The 22330-nt window shown below is 40.1% G+C and carries 11 protein-coding genes; 6 read left to right on the top strand and 5 right to left on the bottom strand.

Features of this window, described 5'->3' with window-relative positions; translation table 11 throughout:
* Positions 1-73: 73 nt before the first annotated feature.
* From R9C00_13800 to R9C00_13780, 5 genes are all read left to right on the top strand, one after another.
* The gene (locus R9C00_13800) at positions 74-517 is read left to right on the top strand and encodes a hypothetical protein (GenBank protein ID WPO38529.1); all 444 of its coding nucleotides are present in this window, start codon (positions 74-76) and stop codon (positions 515-517) included.
* 25 nt (positions 518-542) lie between these two features.
* Positions 543-713, top strand: a complete 171-nt coding sequence (locus R9C00_13795; GenBank protein ID WPO38528.1) for a hypothetical protein — start codon at positions 543-545, stop codon at positions 711-713.
* A gap of 782 nt (positions 714-1495) precedes the next feature.
* Positions 1496-5839, top strand: a complete 4344-nt coding sequence (locus R9C00_13790; GenBank protein ID WPO38527.1) for a CusA/CzcA family heavy metal efflux RND transporter — start codon at positions 1496-1498, stop codon at positions 5837-5839.
* A gap of 59 nt (positions 5840-5898) precedes the next feature.
* Complete coding sequence (locus R9C00_13785) at positions 5899-7089, top strand: efflux RND transporter periplasmic adaptor subunit (GenBank protein ID WPO38526.1); 1191 nt, start codon at positions 5899-5901, stop codon at positions 7087-7089.
* A gap of 346 nt (positions 7090-7435) precedes the next feature.
* Positions 7436-11377 (top strand): Ig-like domain-containing protein, encoded by a 3942-nt coding sequence (locus tag R9C00_13780; GenBank protein WPO38525.1) that lies wholly within the window; start codon positions 7436-7438, stop codon positions 11375-11377.
* A gap of 71 nt (positions 11378-11448) precedes the next feature.
* On the opposite strand, the gene R9C00_13775 is transcribed toward R9C00_13780, so the two are convergent.
* The 5 genes from R9C00_13775 to R9C00_13755 all read right to left on the bottom strand — a co-directional run bounded on the left by R9C00_13775 (position 11449) and on the right by R9C00_13755 (position 21247).
* Entirely contained in the window at positions 11449-14349 is a 2901-nt protein-coding gene (locus R9C00_13775) for a glycosyl hydrolase 115 family protein (GenBank protein ID WPO38524.1), read from the bottom strand.
* Between the two features lie 2 nt (positions 14350-14351).
* On the bottom strand, positions 14352-16025 hold the full coding sequence (locus R9C00_13770; GenBank protein ID WPO38523.1) for a RagB/SusD family nutrient uptake outer membrane protein: 1674 nt from the start codon (positions 16023-16025) through the stop codon (positions 14352-14354).
* A gap of 5 nt (positions 16026-16030) precedes the next feature.
* A complete protein-coding gene (locus R9C00_13765) occupies positions 16031-19381 on the bottom strand; it encodes a TonB-dependent receptor (GenBank protein ID WPO38522.1) in 3351 nt (1116 codons plus the stop codon).
* 113 nt (positions 19382-19494) lie between these two features.
* Complete coding sequence (locus tag R9C00_13760) at positions 19495-20568, bottom strand: FecR domain-containing protein (protein WPO38521.1); 1074 nt, start codon at positions 20566-20568, stop codon at positions 19495-19497.
* Positions 20569-20671: 103 nt separating this feature from the next.
* Positions 20672-21247, bottom strand: coding sequence for an RNA polymerase sigma-70 factor (locus R9C00_13755; protein WPO38520.1), 576 nt, complete (start codon positions 21245-21247; stop codon positions 20672-20674).
* 300 nt (positions 21248-21547) lie between these two features.
* On the opposite strand from R9C00_13755, the gene R9C00_13750 reads away from it, so the two are divergent.
* Entirely contained in the window at positions 21548-22321 is a 774-nt protein-coding gene (locus R9C00_13750) for a membrane or secreted protein (protein WPO38519.1), read from the top strand.
* Positions 22322-22330 lie beyond the last annotated feature (9 nt).

The following is a 22330-nucleotide window of genomic DNA, read 5'->3' as shown; positions in this document are numbered from 1 at the left end:
TTAGCCACGCAGAGCGGTTATTAACCACGCTCATAGAGCGTGGATTTCTAAGTTGATATTAAAAGCATATAGCATGTCTAAGAAAAGTATAACAGCGAAAATGGAAGAGATGAGGAAGTTTATAGAGCTTACCTTGTCCAACACAAATGAGTTGGAAGTAGCGGTTGCCGCAGGTTTTACCAAAAAAGAGTTTGAAGCCAAGCTAAGCCAATACAACCAGATAGTGGAAAAGCGGCAGGAATACACATTTGCTTTCAACCGAAGGAAAGCTGCCACCAAAGCTCTAAACGGGGCTAAGGATGCCCTTTGGGAACATTATATCAGTTTGGTAGGCTATGCTCGGGATATTTTTGAAGACGATACTGAGAAATATACTTTTCTGAGCTTGGAAGGTGAGCGTGATAAGGACTACAAGGAGATGAAGTTCCAAGCTTTTCAGTTTTACACAGCTATTTTGCAAAATAAGCCTATTTTGAACGCATTCATGAAGGAAAAACATAAGCAAAACCCATATTGAGTATGGCATCAAGTTGTACCAGGATATGTTGGAGCTAAAGAAGTTCCAAGAAAGTGCAGAATTACTCCGCAGTGAAGAGCACGACGAGTTTGAGGAAAGCAAGTTGGGCTTGGAAAAGTGGTACAGCAAAACCAAAAAGAGACTGAAGAATTGGAGTAAGATATCGGCTACGCTGATAGAAGAGCAGGCGGGGTAGTAGAGTTGTAAACGGATCTAGATTTCCCAAAATCCCCCTGGTTATTTTGAAAGGGGGATTTTTATATTACCGCCGCACACTTACTTTAGTGTGTTTTTTTCCTCTTTCGTCCATTCATTACTTTTTCTCAAGCAATGCATTACCTTTGTAGCCCTAAATGAAAAGCTTAGCCACCATATTGTCCTTGTACTTCCTTGTGCTTTCGGTAACGCCCTGTGCAGATCCCGAAGCATCTGAATCTCTTCAAAAAGAAAGAGCAATAGCTGTTGTGAGCCAACATAGTGTTCCTTGTGGAGACCATGAGCACGAGGATACGGAGAGTTGCTCCCCATTATGCTTCTGCCGTGCCGTCCCTATTCATGTTGAAAGCCCAAAGTTTGAGCTGGTTCATATAGTTGCAAGCCTTGGGTTAGATAAGCATAATTCAGTGTATAAAGAGCTTTTTTGTGATGCGCCGACAAACCCGCCTTTTCATCCCCCAAAAGTTTAATTCCATTTCTTCTGGGATAGCTTCGTCTTATTTAGTTGCATAATTGCTGCATCTAGGCGGCGAACACCCTTTTTCAATCTCCTTTGTTAAATAGAGTTTATCACGTTTTGATTTGTATTGACTTATTGGTTTAAAATTTAGTTTAGGCTAAAGCCTATTTATTCGGCTTTATAGCCTACATTCTGTAAGTACTGATTTAAAAAACTTACTGATACAAACTGTGATATAGTCTAATCTTTGGCTTGTAAAAGCTGTGGGGAGTTGTGTTTATTTTTGGAATTAAATAAAACTTATGATAGATCGTATCATTGCTTTTTCAATCAAGAATAAGCTGTTTATTGGCTTGTTCACCTTAGCATTAATAGGTATGGGCTTATGGAGCATTACCAAAGTGCCTATCGATGCCGTTCCTGATATTACTAACAATCAGGTACAAGTAATTACCGTTGCCCCCAACTTGGGCACGGAAGATATTGAACAATTTGTGACCTACCCTGTGGAGGTAGCAATGGCAAACCTGCCGGGCTTGCTTGAACTTCGGTCAGTATCCCGCTTTGGGCTTTCGGTCGTTACCATCGTATTTGAAGATGATATGGGCACGTACTTGCCACGGCAGTTGGTAGGTGAAAAATTAATTTTGGTGAAGGAAGATATTCCCCAAGGCTTTGGTGAGCCATTTATGGGACCCATATCCACAGGTTTGGGAGAAATCTATCAGTACACCTTGGAGGTATTGCCCGGGTACGAAGATGCCTACTCAGCTATGGACTTGAGGACTTTTCAAGACTGGATAGTGAGCAGGCAAATGTCTATGGTGCCGGGTGTGGTAGAAGTAAATGCTTTTGGTGGTGAACTCAAACAATATGAAGTGACTGTCGACCCCGATAAATTGAAAGCCATTGGTATTTCTATTACTGATATTTTTAATGCCCTTAAAGCCAACAATCAAAATATGGGTGGGGCTTATATCGAAAAGGGGCATATGGCAAACTTTATCCGTGGGGAAGGTTTAGCAAGAAGTATTTCAGACCTAGAAGAAATAGTGGTTACAAACGAAGGAGGGATGCCCATCTTGGTAAAGGATGTTGCCAAGGTAAAATTTGGCTCGGCAGTGCGCTATGGTGGGTTGACCAAAAATGGAAAGGGCGAAGCTGTTGGCGGAATGATTTTGATGCTGAAAGGGGCGAACTCTAACAATGTAATAGCGGAAGTGAAGGAGCGAATAGAGCAAATCAAGCTTTCCTTGCCCGAGGGTGTGACTATCGAACCTTTCATAGACCGTACTTCGCTGATTTCTAAAACTACAAGTACGGTAACTGGCAACCTAATGGAAGGGGCGCTGATTGTGATCTTTGTATTGGTCATCTTGCTTGGGAACTGGCGTGGAGGGCTGATTGTCGCTTCTACAATTCCCCTTTCCTTGCTTTTTGCCTTTATCCTCATGAATGTATTTGATGTTTGGGCAAACCTAATGAGCCTTGGGGCAATTGACTTCGGGATCATCGTAGACGGGGCAGTAATCATTGTGGAAAGTACGGTGTTCATGTTGGTGCAGCAGATTAAGAAGTTAGGTAAGAATACTGCTCAGACGAGAGACGAAGTTGCAAAGGAAGCTTCTGCCAAAATGATGAACTCCGCATTCTTTGGGCAACTGATTATCTTGATTGTTTTTCTTCCCATTTTGTTCTTAGAAGGCGTAGAGGGGAAAATGTTTAAGCCTATGGCGCTCACTTTTATGTTTGCCATGGTCGGAGCTATGATTTTGTGCCTTACCTATGTCCCTATGGTTTCCGCATGGTTCATAAGGGTGCCAGATAAGGAAAAAGAGTCTTTAGGGGATAAAATTGTCCACTGGTTAGAAGATCGCTATGAGCTATTGTTGGCGAAAGCCTTGAAAAGAGCAGTCATTATTGTTTGTTCGGCGCTAGCCTTCTTGGCTTTGAGTGTCTTTGTCTTTACGAAGATGGGAGGAGAGTTTATCCCCCAGCTCGATGAAGGGGATATCGCTTTTCATGCCGCACTTATGCCCGGAAGTTCGCTAGATGAGACTATAAAGACCACGACTAAGATAGAGCAGTTGGTAATAGACAATTTCCCTGAAGTAGAGCAAGTCTTAAGCAGAATTGGCGTGGCAGAACTCCCCACCGATCCCATGCCAATGGATATAGCTGATGTGATTGTTGTGCTAAAACCTAAAGAGGAATGGACAAGCGCAGAGACGAAGGGAAAGTTGATTGAAAAGATGAAAGATAAATTGGGAAAAATTCCCGGCGTGAACTACGAATTTACCCAACCCATAGAAATGCGTTTCAACGAGCTGCTTACGGGCGTGCGAGAAGATATTGCTATAAAGCTCTATGGCGAAGACTTGCAGGTCTTAGCGGATAAGGCACAAGAAATGTCAATGATCATCGCTACTGTAGATGGCGTTGCCGATATGCGGGTAGAAGCAACGGGCGGGCTTCCGCTCATGACCATAAAATACCAGCGGGACAAGCTGGCGCAATATGGACTGAACATCGAAGAGATAAACAGCACGGTTCAAGCTGCTTTTGCAGGTGGAAAAGCAGGGGTGCTTTTTGAAGGGGAAAGAAGGTTCGATATTGTAGTTCGTTTAGAAAATGGTTTGCGAAACAATATCAACGATCTTAAAAACCTCTACATCCACACGCCGAATGGTTCGCAGATCCCATTGAAAGAAGTGGCTGAAATCAGTTACGAACCTGGACCTATGCAAATAAGTAGGGACAACACAAACCGCAGAACGTATGTGGGGATAAATGTGCGTGGCAGGGATGTAAAGTCTTTGGTGAATGAAATAAAGCAAAAGCTAGAAGGGCAATTTGATTTGCCCGCAGGCTATTACATCCGCTATGGCGGTGCATTTGAAAACTTGGAGAGGGCCAGCAAGCGCCTTCAGGTAGTAGTTCCCCTTGCCCTTGTGCTCATTTTCATTCTTATCTTCTTTGCCTTGCGCTCCATGAAGCAAACCTTTATGATTTACATGGCTATTCCATTGGCAACCATTGGAGGCATTTTTGCCCTTTGGCTGCGGGGAATGCCTTTTAGCATTTCGGCAGGGGTTGGTTTTATTGTGCTTTTTGGTGTAGCGGTACTGAACGGGCTGGTGCTCATCAGCGGGTGGAATGAGTTGAAAGCCGAAGGGATTACCGATCTCGATGAGCGTATTCACCTAGGGGCAAAAAGAAGGCTGCGCCCTATTTTGCTCACTGCCCTTACCGATGTGCTTGGTTTTTTGCCCATGGCGCTTTCCTCTTCGGCAGGAGCTGAAGTGCAGCAACCACTTGCTACAGTGGTTATCGGTGGTTTAATGACTTCTTCATTACTTACCCTTTTCGTTCTGCCCATTCTTTACCGCTGGACGGAGAAAAGTTCTTCTAAAAAAGTAAAACTCACACCTGCTGTGGCGGTAGCGTTACTCCTTTTTGCAGGAATGTTGTATCCAACTTCTTCCCAAGCTCAAGAACAGGTGAGAGTTCCTATTAGCATGGAGCAGGCGCTTGAGAGGGCAAAGGTAAACTACCCTCAGTTGCAAGTGGCAAAGTTGGAAGTGGAAAAGCAAAGCTCGCTGAAGAAATCAGCTTGGGACTTGGGGCAAACGCAAGTGCTCACCAGTGGGGAAGAAGTAGATGGGGTGGGAAATGGAGTTTACACCGTTTTGGGTATCCAACAGCAAAACATAGATGTGTTTGGTATTTCTCCCAACGTGAAGCTTCAAAAGCAAAAAGTGCTTTTGGCGGAAGCCGCTTACCACCTTAGCGAAGCAGAGTTGGAACAGCAAGTAAAGCAAGCTTATGCCCAAGCATTTGTGGCAAGGAACAAATTGGTACTCTATGCCTCGGTCGATTCCATTTACCTGGAATTTCAACGTGCAGCAGAGTTGCGGTACGAAGTGGAAGCAAGCTCTCGCCTGGAATATTTAGCAGCTAGCAACCAAACCAAACAGATTGCCTTGCAAAAAGGGCAGGCGGCTTACGATTATGCCGCTGCTTTGCAAAAACTCAACCTTTGGCTTGTAAGCGATACTGTGTTTGAAATTGATGCTTCGGATGACGATAGCTGGTTAGGCCCAATAGTGGTAGTAGATTCGGTGCAAAGCCATCCTTTATTGGCGATTGGCCAGCAAAATATTGAGGTGGCAAATGCTCAGTTGAAAGCAGCAAATGCAAGTTTCTTTCCCAAGCTCAATGGGATGTACGGAAGCCAGAAAATTGGCGATGTTTCTGGGTTTTACCAGTATCAGCTAGGCTTGACCATTCCTTTGTTTTTTAATAAGGAGCAAGGATGGGCACAGTCAGCAAAGATCCAACAAAAAATAGCCGAGTACCAATTGATGCAAACCAAGTTTGAGCTGAACACGGCCTACCAAAGCATGTTGTTGGAATATAGGAAATGGGAAGCTTCGTGGCAGTTTTATCAGGAAGAAGCCCTGCCTTTGGCTAGGGAACAGCGCCAAGGAGCAGTTGTCGCTTTTGAAGAGGGGGCTATTGATTACGTAGCTTTTATCCAAAATATGAAAGAGGCGGTGTTTGTAGAACTGGGAGCACAAGAAGCTTTGGCAAGCTACCTAGCTGCAAAATTCAAGCTAGATTATTACTTAACTACTGGTCGATAACCAAATGAGCATTGGCAAGTGAATTGAAACAGAACGTATCAATATTCAAATTCAAGATTATGAAATCATTATCTAAATATATAGCAATTGTTTTCCTTTTAAGCCTTGTAGCTTGTTCGGATAACAGCAAAGAAACAGATTCGGGAAATCATGACGGCACACTTACAGAAGAAGAGCATCACAAAGGTGCAGTCCATCTTTCCCCCGAGCAAGTTGAGTTGTTGGGCATCAAAATAGATACCCTTCCCAGACGGAATATGACTTCGTATGTGAAAGCAAATGGGGAGCTGCGGGTCCCTCCGCAAAACGAAGCGACGGTAACGGCCATTGTAGGGGCAAATGTGGTGTCCATTAAGGTAATAGAGGGGGAAATAGTGAAGAAAGGACAAGTGTTGGCGTATCTTGCCCACCCAAGCCTTATTCAGCTCCAAAGCGATTATCTTAACGCTTTTCACCAAATGAATTATTTAGAAAAGGAATACAGTAGGCAAAAGCGGTTGTACGATGAAAAAGTAGGGTCGGGGAAGAGTTTCCAAGAAACCGAGCAGGAGTATTTTGCCAACCAAGCGAGGGTAAAAAGTTTGGAAATACAGCTTTCTCAATTGCACATAAATGCCAAAAAAGTTGCTGAGGGAGAGCTTGTGCGGCAAATACCCGTGTTAAGCCCAATACCTGGTAGCATCACCTTGGTCGATATAAAAACTGGGCAGTTTGTCCAGCCCCAAACCAGCATGTTCGAAATAATCAATACCGACCACGTGCATGCCGACCTTATGGTATATGAAAAAGATGTGCATAAAGTAAAAGTGGGACAGAAGGTACGGTTTACCACGTCTATGGTAGAGCAGGAGCTTCATGCTGAGATTTTTTCGGTGGGAAAGAAGTTTGAAGAAGACCCAAAGGCGGTGCATATCCACGCAGATATTGTTGAAAAACCTGAGCTGCTCATCCAAGGCATGTACATAAAAGGAGAGATACTGACATCCGAAGAGCTTACCACCGCTCTGCCCGAAGATGCCATCACACGAGTTGGCGATGCCTTTACAGCGTTCACCGCAGTAAGGGAAGTAAACAACGGGAAAGAGGAATGGATGTTCACCCCTGTGGAAGTACTGGTAGGAGAAACTCACGACGGTTGGATAGGTATAAAACCGTTAAAAACCCTTCCCAATAACACCTTGTTTGCACTAGGTTCAGCCTATTACCTCATTGCCGAAATGAAAAAAGGTGAGGCAGGGCATCATCATTAGAATTAACCCTTATGATATAAAAAAACAGGGCAAATGTCACTTATAGGTGATTTTTGCCCTGTTTTTTATTGAGGACTGTCATTGTAACGTGCTGTATTGGTTGAGAGAAATGTTTGGATGTTAATTTTTTGTCGAGAAGGAATAAATTCCATACTTTTGGCGTTGAATAATAAGAAGATTTTTTTGGATATAACTATACTGCCGTTTGGTTGATTTTTTACCAAATCAACCACTGACCACTAATCAAATCATATTTAGTTGAAATAGCCCTAAAGGGTATTAAGTAACTAATATGCTCTAATAACTATCTTAACTATTGGCTTATATAAACAACGATTAATTTCAAATGAAAAAACTATTATTTACATTGTTTATGGTTTTGTTGGCTGGGCAGCTATTGAGTATAGCAGGCGACCCAAGTTCAAAAGAACCAACAAAGAAAAAAGCAAAAAAGAGCGCAGCGGTTAATACGCCACCATCTTTTAAGTCGTCACCAGTTCTCACCGTAAAAGAAGACTCGCTTTATTCTTATGAAATAGAAGTGGAGGACTTAGACGGGGATGAGTTGTCGGTATCGGTTAAAGGGGGATTGCCGGAGTGGTTGAGTCTTACTTCGGAAAAAAAAGTAATTACATGGGCAGGGTCCGGCACAAATGGGAAGTCTAATGGATTTAGAAACGAAGCATCTTTTTATAATCCAAGATATGCCGCTATTGGTGCAAATAATAATATTTATGTTTCTGACATGTATAATCACTTGATTAGAAAAATTGACGCAGATGGGAATGTTACAGTCTATGCAGGAATAGGCGTACCTGGATCGGAGGATGGAGATAGAGAATCCGCTTCTTTTCAGTCTCCACAAGGAATTGTCATAGATCAAAATGGAAATTTGTTCGTGGCAGATAATGGAAACCAAAAAATAAGGAAAATATCTTCTGATGGAACAGTAAGTACTTTAGCTGGCAATGGCTCCCAAGGTTCTATAGATGGTAGTGGAGCAACAGCTTCTTTTTTATATCCATCAGGACTTGCAATTGATAGTGAAGGTAATATTTATGTTGCAGATACTGGAAATAATAAGATTAGGAAAATCACTTCAGGCGGGATAGTGTCAACTGTAGCTGGATCAGGTCAACAAGGATCAAATAATGGATCAGCAAATGAAGCATCATTTTATAGCCCAATTGGAGTTGCTATAGATGAGCATAAAAATTTATTTATTACTGATAGTTGGAATAATTTGATTCGTAAAATTACTCCTGATGGTCAAGTAAGTTCTTTTGCAGGTAGTGGTTCTCAAGGAAGCCAAGATGGTCAAGGAATAAATGCTTCGTTTTATAGACCAAGTGAGATTATTCTAGATAAGAATAAAGATTTTATCATAGTCGATACTTATAACCATAAATTGCGAAGGCTTTCAAAGAAAGGGGAGGTTACAACAATAGCAGGTTCTGGATTATTAGGAACAAAAGATGGGAAAGCTATAGACGCATCATTTTATTATCCTTTTGGGATGGCTATTGATAAGAACGGGGACTTCTATATAATTGACACGAACAATAATCTCGTCAGAAAGCTTGTTTCAACAGTTGATGGTCTAAATCTTTCTGGAAAACCTGCAAACCAAGACGTTGGTGATCACGAAATAACTCTAATAGTCAGCGATGGCATAGATTCAGTAGAGCAGGCATTCACTATTACAGTTGAAAATGTAAATGATGTCCCTACTTTCAAATCAACTCCAGTCCTTACTGTAAAAGAAGACTCCCTATACTCCTACGAAATAGAAGTGGAAGACTTGGATGGGGATGAGTTGACAGTTTCTGTGAAGGGGGAGTTGCCAGGGTGGATATCTTTAATTAAGATAGGTGGTATTAATGACATGGACGTAGCCACGGTTGCTGGTAATGGAAGTTTCGGTTTTGTGGATGGAGTAGGCGTATCAGCAATGTTTAAAAATCCTTATAGTGTAGCTGTACATTCTTCAGGACAAATATATGTTGCAGATACATACAATAATAGGATTCGTAAGATCTTACCAGATGGTACCGTATCAACTTTAGCTGGTAATGGAGATGCAGGATTTAAAGATGGTGTTGGTCAATCTGCTAATTTCAACTCGCCTTCTGGTGTGGCAGTTGATGAGTTGGGTAATATTTATGTCGCTGATACGGGAAATAATAGAATACGTAAGATCTTGCCAAATGGAATAGTGACAACTATTGCAGGTGGAGAAGCCGGGTTCGCAGATGGAGTAGGTTCTTCAGCGATGTTTAGCGCTCCTTTTGGAATAGCAATCGATGATTCAGAAAACATATATGTATCAGATGTTTTAAATAACCGAATTCGTAAGATCTTGCCAGACGGTATGGTGAGAACCCTTGCTGGAAATGGAAATGAGGGTTTTGCTGATGGTAATGGATCATCAGCTATGTTTAAATATCCTTATGGTGTGGCAGTTGATTTACATGGACAAGTTTACGTTGCAGATACATACAATAACCGAATTCGTAAGATCTTGCCAGATGGTACAGTATCGACCTTGGCTGGAAATGGGGAGCTCGGTTTTGCAGAGGGTAAGGGAGATGCTGCCATTTTTTATTTCCCCCATGGAATAGCTATCGATGAATATGGGAATATATATGTTGCAGATTCCGAAAACCAAAGAATCCGCAAGGTACTGTCAAATGGTACTGTATCAACTATAGCTGGTCAAGGTGACAGTGGTTTTGTGGATGGGGCTGGCAACCTTGCTAAGTTCAGTATGGCATGGGGATTGGCAGTTGACATGACTGGGGTTATTTATGTTGCCGATAGTGATAATCATCGTATTAGAAAGGTAGAATCGAAAAAAGTGGGTCTTTTAGGGACTCCGTCTAACTCCGAAGTAGGCAATCACGAAATCACCTTAGTAGTAAGCGATGGGATAGAATCAATAGAGCAGACATTCACTATCACGGTTGAAAATGTAAACGATGCTCCAACTCTAACTTCAGTCACAGCTCAAAGCATGGATGAAGATACCTCGCTTGGCTTGACAGTCTCGATGACGGATGCTGTAGATATCGATGACGATGGATTGATTCTTATAGTTGGAGATGGGGAGAATTATACGGTAAGCGATTCTACCATCACCCCAGCGGCAAACTTCAATGGGACACTCTCTGTGCCCGTAAAAGTTACCGATGGAATAGATACAACGGCAAGTGTTGATATGGTCGTGACGGTGAATCCAGTAAACGATATCCCAGCTTTAACGTCAGCTAATGCCCAAGAAATGGATGAGGATACTTCTTTACAATTGAATGTGTCAATGACCGACGCATCGGATGTTGATGGCGATGATCTATTCCTAATTATATCAGGTGGAAGTAATTACACTGTTAATGATTCTACTATTACCCCTGACCCTGATTTCTATGGAGAATTAAAAGTGCCAGTGAAGGTAACGGATGGAGTAGAGACGACTTCTTCGGTTTTCATGACTGTGATTGTAAATAATATCCCCGAAAACACTTCGGGTACTGATGTGCAAACTGCTTGTGAAAGTTTCACATGGATAGATGGGATCACATATACTGAAAGCAATAATTCAGCTACGCATATTATTCCCAATGTAGAAGGCGGTGATTCGCTGATTACGCTTGATCTGACCATAATTCAACCCACTTCGTCAATTGATATTCAGGAGGCATGCGGTAGTTTTACTTGGATAGATGGTATTACATATACTTCATCAAACAACTCAGCTACCTTTACTTTGCCAAACGCGGTCGGTTGTGACTCGATAGTTACTTTGGATCTTACTATCAATTCGATAGAAGCTGAAACAACTTTGTCAGGAACTGTGATTACTGCAAATGAAGCTGATGCATATCGTTGGTTCAAGTGTAGTGGAAATGTAATGGAATTGATAGAAGGAGAGGTAGGGCAGAGTTTTACCGCAACTGAAAATGGCAGTTTTGCCGTAGAGATTACTTCCAACAGCTGTATCGATACTTCAGCATGTGTGGAAATTACGACGGTAGGACTTGCAAAAAATACATTTACTACTACGTTGACACTCTATCCTAATCCTACAGATGGATTACTTTCAATTGATTTAGGAAGTTTGTACAACGATATCAAAGTGGTGATAAGGTCTGTGTCAGGAAAAGTTATCAGTAGGGAAGGGTTTAAAAATACTAGTGAGATAAAATTGGAGCTAGATAGTCCTTCTGGAATTTACCTTGTTGAGATTTCATCTGGTGATAAACAGGCAGTGCTTAAGGCGGTCAAGCAATAGTGACGTTGATATAATTAGCTGATATTAATAATAATCCCCATGACAGCTTTATCCGTCATGGGGATTATTATTTAATACCTTGTTTCATCTAGCAGAGCGTAGGGAAGCGGGACATTTTTCATATTGAGATAGAAAAAGTCCAAGGCAACTCCCTCGTCTACCATGAAGATTTTCAGTTCATGTTTTCCTACTTCTTCTATAGATAGCGGAATTTTTACTTTCGCCAGATTGCTTAACACATTCAGTTTCCATGTCTCGCTTCTTCCTTGTGTCCTAAAATCTACCATGCGGATAGGGTCATCGTCCCATTGTACGCCGATCCTCACGCTATGCTTGTTGGTGATGGGGTGGGTAGGAAGTGCATGGATAATCAGTTCGGTATTTTCGTTAACGGACTCGGTAAATATAGAATAGCTTAAGTAGGGGGCTTTTTCTTTTAGTTGGAGGGTGTCCAAAGGCATTTCTGTGAGAGGGCTTGCCTGCATCAGTTGATCTGAATAGCCTAGGTTGGGAATTTGTTCCCAGCTAAATTCTTGGTAATCTGCTTTTCCTGTAAAATTTTCTGCATAAATGGAAACAACACCATTTTCCTCCACAAACAAATTGCTCTTATTTGTTTCAAATTGATATTCTTTGATATTCAAGGAAATGGAAAATGCTTCTTTACCCATTTTGACCTTAAATTTTCCTTTTGAAGGCTGCTTTGCTGCTCGCCATTTTCCCCCATCTATTTTCACATAAACCCGTTGTTGCAATGTACGGCTACTTGAATCCAGTTCTCCTTTGGTGGAAGTGAGGAGTGCCCAGTCTGGTATTTTTTCTATTGCCCAAGAAACCTTGCCTTCTTTTGTTAAATACAAGTCAAGGAAATGGGATTGGTCGGAGTGGGGGTAGAAGGTTGGAAGAGCAAACCCAGTTTTGGTGACTGAGTTGTTTTCCACGGAAATTCCAGCATTTCCATTTGTTGAGTGTCCTTTTTCCAAATTGATTTCTGGTTTTTGGAAAACAGGTAAATTTCTAGGTGCGGGATGCATCATATTATTCCATTTTCCATTGGAAACGGAGGTGTTATAAATATTAGTTAGCGATTGAATACTATCGTAACTTGATGCTGAAAGAGTTTTGAAATCTTCAGCAATGAGGCGGTTTTGTTCGGAATATTTCAATGCTTTATCTCGATAAAGCGACTTTTTATTCATCAAAGCAGCACTTTTTACAGGGTAATAAACCAGCTCAAAATAAGTATCAGTTAAACTTTTTGGAAGTTGTTGTTGTAGATTTTCTATTCCTTCTTCAAGCTCTTTATAATCAGCCAAACGCTTGTCGATTTCATCTCCCCAATAGAAAGGAGTATAATCGGTCAGGTTAACTTGCTTGGTTGGTTCTGTTTGGTTCCAGCCCATAAATTCAGGTTTACGCTCAAAGGCAAGGTGGTAATATTCTTTTTGGATAGAAGAAATTTCTTTTCCTAATTCATTTCCAAATATAGATGTATAAAATGCTTGGCTATGGTGGTCTAAGGATTGTGTAATGAGGTATTTTTCCGTATCAAAAGCCATGTCCATAAACAGGTCAATGGTGTATTCGGCGGGCTTGATATCGCCCACGTTCAATATCCATATTTTTCGACTGTTGGTTTGGTAAGCCTTTAGCATTTCCTCTCTGATAAGAGCGGGAGAAGTAGTATTCAACCACAAGTAATCGTGAGGTCTGCCCCAGTAAGAAGCATGGTAATACACCCCGCCGCCTAAGCGTTTGCGTTCCTCTTCGTCGCTTAGCCTTCTTATGTAGCCGTAGTTATCGTCGGTCCACATGATGGTAATGTCTTCAGGCAAGTTCAATCCGTGGTCGTAAAGTGCTAATACTTCTTTGTAAACGGTAAAGACTTGAGGTACATCAGTGATTTTCTTGTCAAGATGCTTTTCCAATAAACCTCGTTGGGTGGCAATTACATCGTCGAGAACTTGGGCAGCTTGTTCGATACTTTTTACCCCTTCCATACCACTATCGTGGACTCCTCGCATTCCCATGGTATAAATCCCATCTATGTTTTTGGCTTCTTCTACTCGCTTATCCCAATAATTGATAACGGTTTCTTTGTTTGCCACATAATTAAAGGCTCCCAACGAATCTTTTTTCCACTCATCTACATTATTTCGGAGCATGGGTTCTGCATGTGAACTGCCCAATACGATGTCGTAAAGCTCCGCAATTTTTGGATTGCCAGGGTAATGGAAAAAGGCTTTTGTGCTTGGGTGCATGGCTGGCCAAATCATATTTGCCTTGAGGCGAAGCAATAGCTCAAAAATTTTAGCATAAGTTTTTGGACCGATATCGCCAATTTCAGGTTCGAAGGTTTTTGCCGCCCAAGGTTGTAAGCCCCAGTCTTCATCATTTAGAAAAATACCTCTGTAGGCTACTGAAGGCTCTTTTGAATAGAAATCATCTTGCTCGATGACGAGTTCTTCATTTTTCTGAACAGGAACATCGGCCCACCAGTACCAAGGCGAAACTCCTATTTTCTTGGATAGATCGAATACACCAAAAGCTGTTCCCCTAGGGTCAGTCCCGGCAATAACCAAACATTTGTTTTGCTTTGAAAAAGGGCTTTCAATTATTTTGTATAAATAGCTCTCTTTTTGGGTTAAGAACTGATCATCAGCTACTTGTTTATGCAAAAGACTGGTGATCAGTTTTGAATTTATTTCTCCAATTACAATACAATTGCCTTTTACTTCCGAAGGAAGTGTGGTGAGCAAGGGTCTCTTACCCACCACGTTATAAATATCCTTTGCAAGTAAAAAAGCAGTGATAGAATCTAGAGAGGAGCCTTCTCTATCGTAAAGAATAGAAGTGACATCTCCTCCCTTTTCATAGATTTCAAACGTACTAGACTTTGCCTCTAGATTTAGGGTAAAGAATAATAGAATACATAGAGGTTGAATTGAACAAAGAATGTACTTTCGAATCATTTTTATTGTAGGTAACCTGGGTTTTGTGTGATTTCTGCTTCTGTATTTCTTTCAATTTCGCTAAATGGGATAGGCCACAAATTATGATGTGGTTCTATGGTCTCATAGTAAGGGTTGCATTTTTTTACCCTATCGTATAGTAAACCCAGTCTCATAAGTGTTAACCTTCTTTTTTCTTCAATACCTAGCTCTCTCATCCTCTCATCTAATATATACTCGATGTCTACATCAGCACCGCTTACAGGTGCGGCATTTACCCTGTTTCTGATTGCATTGATATCAGCAGCGGCAGCTCCTGCATTGCCAGCTTTAAGGTAGGCTTCTGCTCTTAGCAAATAAGTTTCTGCAAGGCGGAACATATATTGATCGGTATAGGTAGCGCCTGCAGAGCTTTTTAAAGCTACCGATTCTGAGTTAGCATAGAGTGCAGATGGGTGATTGAATGGCGTAGTCACCTTAGATTGGTAAGCATAGAATGCACGGCTAGGTACGGTTACACCCGCTGGCGGATTTTCTGTAGAAACAGTTTTTCCAAAACTGTCTGGATATGATTTGTTTGTATAAACATATTCTCTTACAAAGTTGTGGTTGGCATTTCTTATATCATTATCCCAATCACTTTCCCAAATCGTATTTGTGAAATAGGTTGTAGATACTGCCCAGCCTATACCTCTTCCTCCAGTATAATCTCCCATAGGCCAAGAGAACAGTCGCTTGCCATCTTCAGAGTAATCTCTAACCATTGGAGGGTGATGTCTTTCGTATAAAGCTGCTCCACCTCGACCTGTAGAGCTTAGGCTACCACCTATAATATCAAGTTCAAACTGTATTACCCAAATACCTTCCGTATTTCCAGCAGCACGATTTTGGTTTTGTCTTCGGTATAAATCCCAATAAACATCTCCAGGTTCTTCGTTTGCACGACTACCAAACCTTTCTTGCATCAATGCTGTATTTGGGTCATCTATTACAATAGTTGCAGCGGTAATAGCTTTTTGTGGTTCGTCATTGGCTAGGTAAAGTTCTGCTAGTAAGTGTTGAGCAATAAGAGGGTTGATTTGCCCATCCTGAACTTCAGAAGCTCCTTTCAAGTTTTCTGCAGCAAAATTAGCATCAGCTATACACTGTTCTAATACTTCTTTTTTAGTAGCTCTGGTATAATCATAGCGAGGAGATTTAACTTCTTCAAGACTCAAGGGGACACCACCAAATAAATAGGCTAAGGTACGATAGGTAAAAGCTCTAAAGAATTTTGCTTCAGCTTCGACTTGCTTTTTTTCAGCGTCGCTTAAGGAAGCTTCTTCAAGCCTCGATATAATCGTATTGCTTTCTGCAACAATTTTATATAAATCCTGCCAGTGTGTTCGGGGAATATTTGCCCCTCCGCTAGGTTGCATTGAGCTCGTATAAGGAGTAAATCTTCTCACACTGGGCTGACCGTCAAAGACAAGGTCTGTACCATAAATGTAGTCCATCGGGTAGTTTTCATCTCTTCCATAAAACTCCCTTCTTACCAGTTTGTACAAATTATTTACAGATAATTGGAAATCGCTGTAAGTTTCAAATGCATTTTCTGCTGCAATAAAGTCTAGTGGTTTTTCTTCTAAAAACTCTTCGTTGCAAGCAAATAAGTTTACAATTAAAAATAAGGTAATTAATATATATTTATTTTTCATATCTCTTAAAATTTTACATTTAAACCAAATGAATATCCTTTCATAATAGGTCTGCTTCCAGCACTAAGACCTTGAGCGTATTCTGGATCGGGATTAGATCCTTCAGGATCCCATCCTTCCCACTTGGTCCAAGTAGCAAGGTTCTTTCCACTCACAAATAAGCTTAACCCACTCAAGCCTGTTTTATCCAGCAATTCTCCCGAAAAGTTATAAGATAAAGATATATCCTGAAGTCTGACAAAGCTCCTATCTTGGTATAGTCCAGGGCGTAGGGTTGGGTTTTGAATTGAGCGAGCATACTTTCCATCAGGGTTCGATGGAGACCAAAAATCAATTTGCTGATAATAGTTATTTCGAATGTCATTATCAGTCCTTGTCATACTAGGATTGTTATTTTGTAAATAACCATTTTTTCCTCCTTGTATCGAATTGAGGAAAACTGTAAGAGTGAAGTTTTTATAAGAGAAAGAATTAAGCATACTTATTCGATAGGCTGGCTCTCTACGACCTATGATTTTTCGGTCATCGGGAGTGATTTCACCGTCACCATTTTGGTCGATTACGCTGTATGTTCCTGGGTAATACCCTGCTGGGATTTCATCATCTAATTGGTACATAGGCCCAGCTTCATATCCATATAAAGTTCCAATAGATTCTCCAATAAAACGACCATCTGCTATGATATCATCCTCTACACCATCACCGTCTAAATCTTCACCTGTTAATGATACTATTTCATTGGCGTTTCTAGAAAAGTTCAATGTGGTTTCCCATAGAAAATCACTTTTTTGAACATTTATAGAGGTTAAAGATAACTCAACCCCTTTATTTTTGATGTTACCCAAGTTGACATTTATACTATTCACGCCTGTAATAGAAGGAATAGAACGTTTGAAAAGTTGATTCTCTGTTTCTGTGTTATAATACTCAAAGCTTCCGCTCAATCGGTCACTAAATAACCTAAAGTCTAAGCCAAAATTTATTCCAGTAGTAGACTCCCATTCAAGATCGTTATTTGACAATGATGATACTTGTTGTCCAAATAAAGGCGATCCGCCATCACCAAATACATAAGCAGAACTCCGGCTAATTCTGGAAAGTGAAAAATACCTACTTGTAAGATTGCCAATAGAACCATAGCCAGCTCTCAGTTTTAGAAAGTCAATAAAATCAACATTAAATAATTTTTCATTTGATACTACCCAGCCAAGGGCTGCAGAAGGGAATACTCCCCATTTTTTATTTGCCGCAAAACCAGAAAAGCCATCTCTACGAACAGTAACTGTAGCCAAGTACTTTTCAGATAATACATAATTGAGTCTTATCATCTGATAATTCAATGCCTCGCTCCAAGCACTTGATGTAGCGAACTGGTTAGTAGCTTGCTGAAGACTATTATAGCCTAATGTAAGGCTTGAAAAACCTTCTACGGAAGCGTAAGTGCGATCAAAATTTCTTTCTGTAGCTCCATAGAGCAATGTTGCAGTGATATTATGCTTATTGTTGATAGTTTTCTTGTATGTTAAAATATTGTCTAGTGTATAGTCATACCTGAACTGATTGTCTTTAGAGGCACGTCCAGTTTGCCCTGCACTGTATTCGCTGGCATAGTAATATTTGTCCCAACGATAGGTATTCCCAAAGTTTATTCTGTACGACAGCCCTTCAAGAAATGGGAATTTGATTTCAGAATAAAAATTGCCAAAAATGTAGTTCTGATTATTGAGGTCAGTTACATCATACGTCAAAAATGGATTAGGTTCAATTGTATTGGTAGGGAATGGGATCATGTCTCCATTTTCATCATATGGCGTCAATAATGGAGAAAACCTTGTGATGTTAGACAGTTGGGGTTCTGCACCACTATAATCACCGAAAGAAGCAAAAGATTGCATACCAATAGTCCACCAATTTTTTACGTCAGAATCCACATTAGCCCGAATACTTTTCCTTTCATACAAATCATTGATGATAAATCCCTTTTGTTTGGTATAACCGGCTGATAGCAGATAGCTAGAACTTTCACTACCTCCTGAAATACTGATTTGGTGATCCATGATATATCCTGTATTGGTTGCTGCGTCCCACCAGCTAAAATCATTGTCTAAAATGTTGCCATTCTCATCTACCATAGATCCATCTACATAATCAGCCAAGTTAAAATCTGGATTTGGTTCTGTATAATTAGGAGCTAAAAAGGCTTCGTCGTAATATTGATTACGAACTTTTTCAAGATATCCTTCACGGTTTAAAGGTCTGTAATCACTACTAGGGTTTTGTGTTGTATAGGAGGTAGTATAAGAAATAGTTGGTTTTCTATCACGCCTCCCTTTTTTTGTTGTAATAAGCATAACTCCGTTTGCACCTTGTGCACCATATACAGCAGCAGAACTTGCGTCCTTAAGCACATCTATAGAAGCAATGTCATCTGGGTTGATAGCGGTGATAGAACCAGTATAGATGATTCCATCTACCACAATCAGTACTGAATTGTTGCCTCCTAAGGACGTCCGACCCCTGATAGAGATGTTAGGGGTTGTTCCCGCTTGACTAACTTGCCCGACATTCAATCCAGGGATAGTTCCTTGAAGACTTTGGGCAATGTTTACGTTTGGCGCATTTTCAAATGACTTCAGGTCTGCACTTGAAACGGCTCCTGTTAGGTCTTCCTTTTTTTGGGAACCATAGCCTATAACAACAACTTCTTTCAATTGCTCCAAGTCATATTCCATCACAACATTAATGATAGTTTGATTGCTTACTTCTACTTCTTGTGTTGCGAAACCAATGTAGCTGAACTGTAAAATAGAATTATTGTCAACGTTTAAAGAATAATTGCCATCTACATCAGTAACGGCACCAGTCGAAGTGCCCTTTATAATTATACTGACTCCAGGAAGAGGCTCTCCATCTTCAACGGAAGTTACTTTTCCAGTAACCTTAGTTTGTTGTATCTCAAAGACGAGGTTTTTCCTAGAGGTAGGAGTCTTTTTTTTGTTTTTGATGACATATATATTGTCATTTACTCTTTTGAAAGATAGGTTAGCTTGATAAGCTATATCAATCAATACCTCTTTTAAACTCTTAACTGAGGAAGTAATTTGCACAGCCTGCAAATTCTTTAACGTTTTTTCATCAAAATTGAAATAAAAATCAGTCTTGTTTTCAATCTCATCGAAGAGAACCTTTAGCTCTTTGTTGCCTCCTTCCATTTTCACATAGATGTCCTCGATGCTTACTTTCTGAGCGTTTATATCAGAGGCAAAAAGAACGGTGAAACAAAGGCACTGGACAATAATACTGCCTACTGCAAATCCTGACATCTTTAGTAATTGTCTAAGTAGTTTCTTTTTCATATTTTTGAATAAGTTTTGATGGTTTAAATAGCACAAAACCGAATGTCTGCTCATGGTCGCCAAACTGTAGGGCAGGCATTTTTTTGTGCTCGATAGTTATTCGGAGTTATCGATCAATAGAAAAAAACCTTCTTGTTTTTGAGCTCGAATTGTAACCCAGAAGCAATTGCCATTCCTTCGAGCACTTCTTTCAAGGTTTTATGATTAAACTTTCCAGTGAAGTTTATTTTGTTATATGCTTTTAAGTTGGCATTGTCTGCAAATACTATTTCGCAGTTATACCATCTTTCTAAGCGAGCGGTAATTTCATCGATTGAAGCTCCTTTGAAAATCAAGATTCCCTCTTTCCAAGATAGAACTTGTTCCGCATCGAAGTGTCCAGTACTAATCTGACCTGAATTTTTATCATAAACGGCCCTTTCAGTAGGGAGTAGTATTTCTTTTTGCTCATTAGGAGAGTAAACTGCGAGCTTTCCTGTAAGTAGAGCAATATCAACTTTATTAGGGTCGGCAAGGGTGTTTATATTGAAGGAAGTACCAAGTACTTTAGCTTCTACATTTCCCACTTTTACTATAAATGGGCGGGTGGAGTCGGGGGTTACCTCAAAAAAGGCTTCTCCTTCTAGAGTAACGACTCTCTTGTAGGCATTGAATTTTTTAGGAAAACTTATTTTGCTGTCGGAATTTAACTTTACAACAGTTCCGTCCGGAAAAGTAATACTAGATTTGATCCCCTTAGGGTTTGATTTAGTTTGTATTTCTTCTTTGTACTGGGCAAGCTGCTTTTTAGGAGGTTCGAGAATCGCAAAATATGCTGCAATTCCAGCGATCAAAAAGAAAGTGATAGCTGCGGCATAGCTATTGAAACCCTCTTTTTTCCTGAAAGTATAAACAGAGTTATTCCTTTTATTAGAGGAAATGCTCTTGGTTTCAGGGTACAGTTTTCTGACAGGTGTATTTCCTGCCTCATCACTAGCGTTTATGATCGACTTTATTTTTTTATAAAGCTCTTCTTTGTCCCAAGATACTTCAGGCTCTTTAGGAGGCTCAAACTTGTACCAAGTTTTTTCCAAAGAAGATAACCCTTCAAAGTCAGCTTTCATAGACGCTAGCCAAGCTTTGACCTTTTCCTCTTCTTCAGGGGTACACTTGTTATTAAAATACTTATCTATTAATATCTTGTCCACTGTTTTCATATTTATCTATAATAGATATCATGAAGTAGAGACAAGGTTATAGTCAAGAACAAAAAAATGTTTTTTAAAAAAAAGGAAGTTTGAATCGAATTTCTTAAACATACATAGCAGCAAAGAGCATAAGTGTCAGAAGTCCATCGTTGAGCATTTTTTTGTTGAGTGATTTAAGTGCCTGGTTCATATGTTGTTTAACGGTCCCTACAGATATCCCAAGCTTTTTTGCAATCTCTTCGTGAGTAAACCCTTCAATTCTGCTCAGCATAAACACTTGCTTTCTTTTCTCCGGCATGTCACCAATATAATCTTTTGTTTTTTGCTCTAATTCTGAAAAAATAATGTACTCTTCAGTATTATGAGTGATGCTAAGTGGAGTTTCTTTTTGAAGGGTCTGGTATTTTATTTCCAGTTGCCTTTTTTGATATTGACGGTAAATTATGTTTTTACCAATTTGAATGAGGTAAGCATTAAAAGAAAGTTCTGGGTTGAGTTTTTTTCTGTTTTCCCAAACCTTCAAAAAAATAGTTTGGACTATTTCATTGGCATCATCAGTGTTTTTGGTGTATTTTAAAGAGAAGTAAAATAGTTTATCAGCATACTTGGAATACAGCTCTTTAAAGGCTAGATGATCACCTTCTTTAAGGTTTTTAATTAATTCAATTTCAATTTTCATATTAACCGGGACGTTGCAAATACTGCTCTAAGGTATAAAATCATACTCCTAAAAGGCAAATAGTGTTTGACTTCTTTGCTGTCAAAGGTCTCTTTTGGGGATAAGGAATAGGAGTTGAATACGGGGAAAAGTAGAAAAGAATCCTTTGCAACGATAATATTTCATGTTTTCTAAAAAAAAATCGAGATATTTTTTAGTCTTGTATTGTTCATTTATAAATACTCCTTGTACTCTCCTTATTTCTAAACTAAATTGGGTTTCATCCTTTAATCATTTTTATTTAACCTAAACTCTAACCCTATGAAATACTATTTATTGATGCTACTTATGATCACTGTTTTTTCCAGTTGTGAAAAAAAGAAGACTGATGATCAGGCTGAAACACCCGAAGCGGAACAAGTTGCAGGAGATGTTGATCAATCTTCTCTGTTGACAGGGGCATGGACTACATCTTATACTAATGAAAAGGGAGAAGAAGTTGAAATTATGACAATAGTAGAAGATGGGTATTTGGCGGAAACATTCTACAGTTTAGAGAGAAGGGAGTTTGTTAGGACTTTTGGAGGAACTTGGCTATCAAAAGGAAACGTTTTTTCTATTACAACAGAATTTGATACTAATGATAGTACTTCAGTAGGGCAAACTCGGGTGTTGACATTTGACTTGAAAGGTGATACGATCCTATTTGAAGGAGATGATAAAGTTTGGACAAAGGTTGACTCCAATGAACCCGGTGCTTTGGTAGGAGCTTGGTTTTTTAGTGGAAGAGAACGGGACGGGGAGATGACTCGAAGAGAGTTTGGGGCAAGAAGGACATTGAAAATCCTTTCGGGCACTCGCTTTCAGTGGGTGGCTTACAATGTAGAGACGGCTAAATTTAGCGGAACAGGTGGGGGGACCTACACAACTGTGGATGGAAAATACACGGAGAATATTGAGTTCTTTTCCAAAGATAGTAGTCGGGTAGGGGCTTCCCTGACTTTTGATTACGAGCTAAAAGATGGAGAATGGCACCATAAGGGCTTGAGCAGCAAAGGTGATCCTATCCATGAGATTTGGGCTAAGAGAAAATAGGTTCAAAAA

This window comes from Flammeovirgaceae bacterium SG7u.111 (genome assembly GCA_034044135.1).
Classification (GTDB): domain Bacteria; phylum Bacteroidota; class Bacteroidia; order Cytophagales; family Flammeovirgaceae.
This window is presented reverse-complemented; position numbering and strand designations above follow the sequence as displayed.